This window comes from Nostoc sp. UHCC 0251, from assembly GCF_034932245.1.
Taxonomy (GTDB): domain Bacteria; phylum Cyanobacteriota; class Cyanobacteriia; order Cyanobacteriales; family Nostocaceae; genus Nostoc.
On sequence record NZ_JAYGHD010000477.1, the window covers coordinates 1 to 4,705 of the forward strand.

At 39.1% G+C, this 4,705-nt stretch carries 1 protein-coding gene and 1 pseudogene; both read right to left on the bottom strand.

Annotation, left to right across the window (positions count from 1 at the left end; all coding sequences use genetic code 11):
- Window positions 1–2,748 (bottom strand): annotated as a pseudogene (locus VB740_RS35855) (WD40 repeat domain-containing protein); the annotation flags it as partial.
- 180 nt (window positions 2,749–2,928) lie between these two features.
- Entirely contained in the window at window positions 2,929–4,401 is a 1,473-nt protein-coding gene (locus tag VB740_RS35860) for a DUF1998 domain-containing protein (RefSeq protein WP_323204561.1), read from the bottom strand.
- Between the last annotated feature and the right edge of the window lie 304 nt (window positions 4,402–4,705).

Sequence of the window (4,705 nt, forward strand, 5' to 3'; positions counted from 1 at the left end):
GGTGCATCTTGTCACCAATATTATTTTTTGTCTTAAATTACCTGCTGAATGTGGGTTGCTAAATTGGTCAAATCCCCTAACCCTTAAATTAAGCTGTTCATTCGGTTTAAGTTGCCTTCCTTGTGGCTCAATTTCTAAACTTCTCAGAACTGGAAGCAAGCCTACACAAGCTACATCGTGGACATCTCCAACAGTAGCAATGATGTCAACTGTATCTATGTCGTAACTACCAATGAACATACCATCATCATCAATCAATCCTCCAGTTGTAGATTGCCAATCAACTCTTCCTATGCCAATTTCATCTCCTTCCTGGTTAAATCCTTTGGCAGTAAAGGTTTGGATTTCATTAGGTTCAATTTGTATGTCCTTGGGAAAAATTTCTAGCCGTTGTAAAACTACAGGTACAACAACTTTGGCAAAAGCACTTACATTTTGTTCAATTGCACAAGCTGATATGCTAAAGTCACCCTTGGCATTTTGATTAATTATAAAATTCCCATCTTGGTCAATTTTTCCACCTGTGGCGTTCCAAGCTATTTTCTCAGTTGCGATCGCATTACCCCGTTGATCTAAACCTTGAATGCTAAAGTGTTGGTGTTCCCCAGGCTTCATTTCAACTTTTTGGGGAGAAATGGCGAGTATAGTTAATCTTGCAGGTTCAATGACATTAATTATTGTAGAGGTGCTAATCTCTCCAACACTGGCAATGACAGTAATTTCTTGCTCTTGATAACTTGCTTGTAATCTACCGTCAGGAAAAATTGTGCTGCCTGTTGCACTCCAAGTTACTTCTTCATGCTTGATATCGCTACCATACTGATCCACACCTTTGATAGTAAAGTGCAAACTCTCACCGAACGTCAATGTGGGTTTTAAGGGAAAAATAATTAATGTTTTGAGTTTGGCTGGTTCAATTAGTGTGACTGAAACAGAGGTTTTGACTGCTTCTAAATTTGCTGTAATTGCAAATTCCCCAGGATTTTGTCCAGCATGGAAAGTTCCATGATCATCAATAGTGCCACCCGTAGCTTGCCACAATAATTTTTCTACACTAATTTCTGAACCTCGTTGATCTAACCCTCTGATATTAAAAGCTTGAGCTTGACCACACTCCAGCTTTATTTCTTGAGGTGTAATAATTAATTGTGTCAATCTGGAAGGTTCGATAATAGTAACTGATGCAGAGGTTTGGAAGCTTCCTGCTGTAGTTGTAACTGTAAATTCTCCCTCTTTTTCACCGGCTATAAATAAGCCACTGTTATCAATATTGCCTCCCTCTGCCTGCCATGATAATTCTTGAACACTAATGTCTAAACCATTTTGGTCGATTCCTTTGATACTAAAGATTTGGCACTGCCCACACTCAAGCTGTACTTGAAGGGGAAAAATTGATATGTGGCTTAATCTTGATTCAGCACAACCTTTTAGCGGATGCAGTAATTGACCTGTATGGAAATTCCAAAGTTTAATCCAGTCATTACTGGCGGTGGCAAGAATTTTACCATCAGGGCTGATAGCAGCAGAAGAAACAAAACCAGAGTGACCAGTCAAAGTACGGACTAATTGTTTTGTTTCAATACACCACTGCTTCGCGTTATCATTACTGGCGCTAATAAGATTTTTGCCATCAGGGCTAATAATAAGGTTATTGACTGTATCAGTTAACTCTTGATGAATAGAGTAGCTATATTTTAATTTAGATACATTTAATGTATGTGTATGCTTATTTTTTTTGCTAATTAGCTCGCCTATAGCAAGGAATAGCGCACCAATCCAAAACACCGCTCCTGCCGTGAACTTGGAAATTACTATTAAAAATATAAAACCTATAATTTTAGTGATTAAGCCTGTATTATTTGAATCAAAAGATTTTAATTCATTTTTAATCTTAAAATCTGCCTGCCAAACTTTAATATCTCCATCACGGCTACCACTAATCAAGAATTTACTATTTTGACTAATCTTAACTGCTTGTACCCAGTCGGAATGTGTTTCTAAGCTACAATATAATCTTCCTGATTGTAAATTCCATAATTTAACCGTTTTATCTGTACTACCACTGGCAATAGCTTTTCCATCTGGGCTAATTGCTAGACTTAAAACTGAACCCGAATGGTTTTTAAGGGTATGTTGCAATTTACCTGTATTGAAATCCCAGATTTTAATTGTTTTGTCTGCACTGGCGCTAACTATAGCTTTGCCATCAGGTGTAATTTCTGCGGCATTAACCCAGTTGGAATGAGCATTGATTTCCCGAATTAATGAGCCTTTGCTTAAATCCCATACTTTAATTGTTGTATCTGCGCTACTACTTACAAGGGTATTGCTACCTCGATTAATAGCGACAGATAAAACCCAATGAGAATGTGCATCGATGGTGCGAAGCAATTCTCCTGTTTGTAAGTTCCAAACCCAAATTTTTTGCCAGCTTCCTCCCACTAAAATTTGATTATCAGGACTGATGGCAACACAGGCAATTGTATCTGTAGGGAATATCGGTTTATTAAAGCTTATTTCTCCAGAATTTTTGCAGAGATAAGGGTTGTGTTGATGGAGTATCCAGTAAGCAGATTGTCGGATTTTTTCTGAATTATCCTGTAAGGCTTGCTGTGTGAACAAATCTAAACCTTGTTGACCCAAAGTTAGTGCTTCTTCTAAAGCTATGAGTCTCTGCTGTTCGCAATTGTCTGCTAAATGCCGCTTGGCTTTTACTAACGGTAAAGATTCCTTTGATTTATTAAACATAAGATTCTCATTTATATACTACTCTCAGTATTCCCATTTATGAGGTTGTAACAACAATGGCGAGTAATATTTAAATGAGTGATTATAATGAAAAAAACTTATGCACAATCAGCAAAAAATTTAGTTACTGATTGATGCTTAAGTTCTAATTTTGGAAGTAATATCGCACTCTAAAGCCATTCACAAACTTGCTAGTTTTGTCAATTCTCTTCGCCAATCTTCATCATGGCGTAGGGCAAGAATATGGTAACTGGTGTTGTGCTTGAGATTATCCCGTTCAATTTGGTCTTGCTTACGTTTTTCAGGGCTGTCATGAACTGAACCGTCGCAGAAAACAGCAATGCAATTTTCTTTATAAAGAAAATCTGGCTTACAGTTTGACTCTGGAATCAATTCCTGTGCAGTATCGGGTAATTTATATCCCCCGTGATATATTTCATGTAAAACTACGCGTTCAAATTCAGAATTCGGGTCTGTTTGTTGCAGCAGTTGTTGATACTGTTCATCACGACATATTCCTTCTATCTGCACTGTACTTTTTTGCAGTTCGTCAAGTAAGGGTTTGATGAGATAGCGATTGATCAAAGCATGGTCGAACTGGTTGCGGTAAGAAAGCAAGCATTCATAGCAAGCTTGGACACAGCTATCTTTAGGTTCTTTGAAATGGCAAATATCTAAAGCTGCATCGGCTATTTTTTGAAAAGAATCAGGTTTTTCTAATAGTTGAGAAAGGACACCTGCACCGCCTTCCGTAGCCTCCCAGAACAGCAAATATTTTCCGTCTCCCAGGCGTTCGGAGTCGAGTTCATCGGCTTCTAATTTGTACACTGCTTGGATAGCAGTTTCCAATACATATTGCAGTGTGGCAATAAAAGCTTCTCTTTCATCTGTGGGTACACCTAATGGTTCAACAACCAGAATATTGCAGGTGTTTTTCACCATTAAGTTAACGTCGGCATGAATGCTATCTTTTGCTGAGTCATTTTTGGCATCGCCCCAAATACCAGTTTTGATATCGAGTTTAAATCCTCGTTCCTCGCTTTTTTTCTTATTCAATCCGCGATTAATATGCCAGATGTCTGCTGTAGCGCCATAGGTTAAACGTAATAATTCTGTACCATCGGCAGTCTGTACCGTTGCTGATTGGCGCTTTTGCTGGTCGTAACGGAAATGGGTAGTGATGTTGTAACCGTATTTAAGGCGTTCTTCTTCATCGCAGGTAATGCGTTCTCTTCTCCAGGCGATCGCAGTTTCCATTGATAATAAGCGTGTAAGTAAAGCCTTATTATTGTTACTATCGACAAGTTTTGCCCCGCAGTTCTCACAGGTATCGCGGTGACTGGTTGCCCCTTCATGAAAATAACCGCATTTAAAGCAGACATTTACCCGTTGATAGTCAGCACCGCCAACAGGGATTTTGGTTTTAGCCACCATAAATTTACTACCCTCGTAGTAAATAACATTACCAGGGGCAAATTCTCTCAAAGCTACGCTGCGGAGGCGGGAAATAAATTCGCCACTTTCTTCTGTGGGAATAAATGCCCGGACTGGTAAGCGGGGGAAGTTAAACCCAGGTAAAAATCCCTCGGCAGCGAAGTAACGATAGGGGTAAAATTCAAACTGATTATTGCTTTTACCTTGCACTTGTCCCACTAACAGGTCAATTTGTCGCAGTGCTTCTTTTTCTTGGGCTTTAGCGATATCCCGTTCTTCTTGGGTCGCATAGCCTCTGGTGTAACGACTTGTGCTGTCGCGGGCTTTGTCTAATTGTTCAACTGCATCTTTGTATAGTCTACGCCAGCGATCGCACGCTTGATCAAAGGCATTATGTGCATTTTCTAGGGTAAAATGTAACCAATTTTCAGAATACCAAGAAGTTTTGTTCAGATCGTTTTGGCAGAAGGTAAGCTAATCGGCATTTAAATTGCAACATAGTCACTATTGCCTTTGTTTTTTA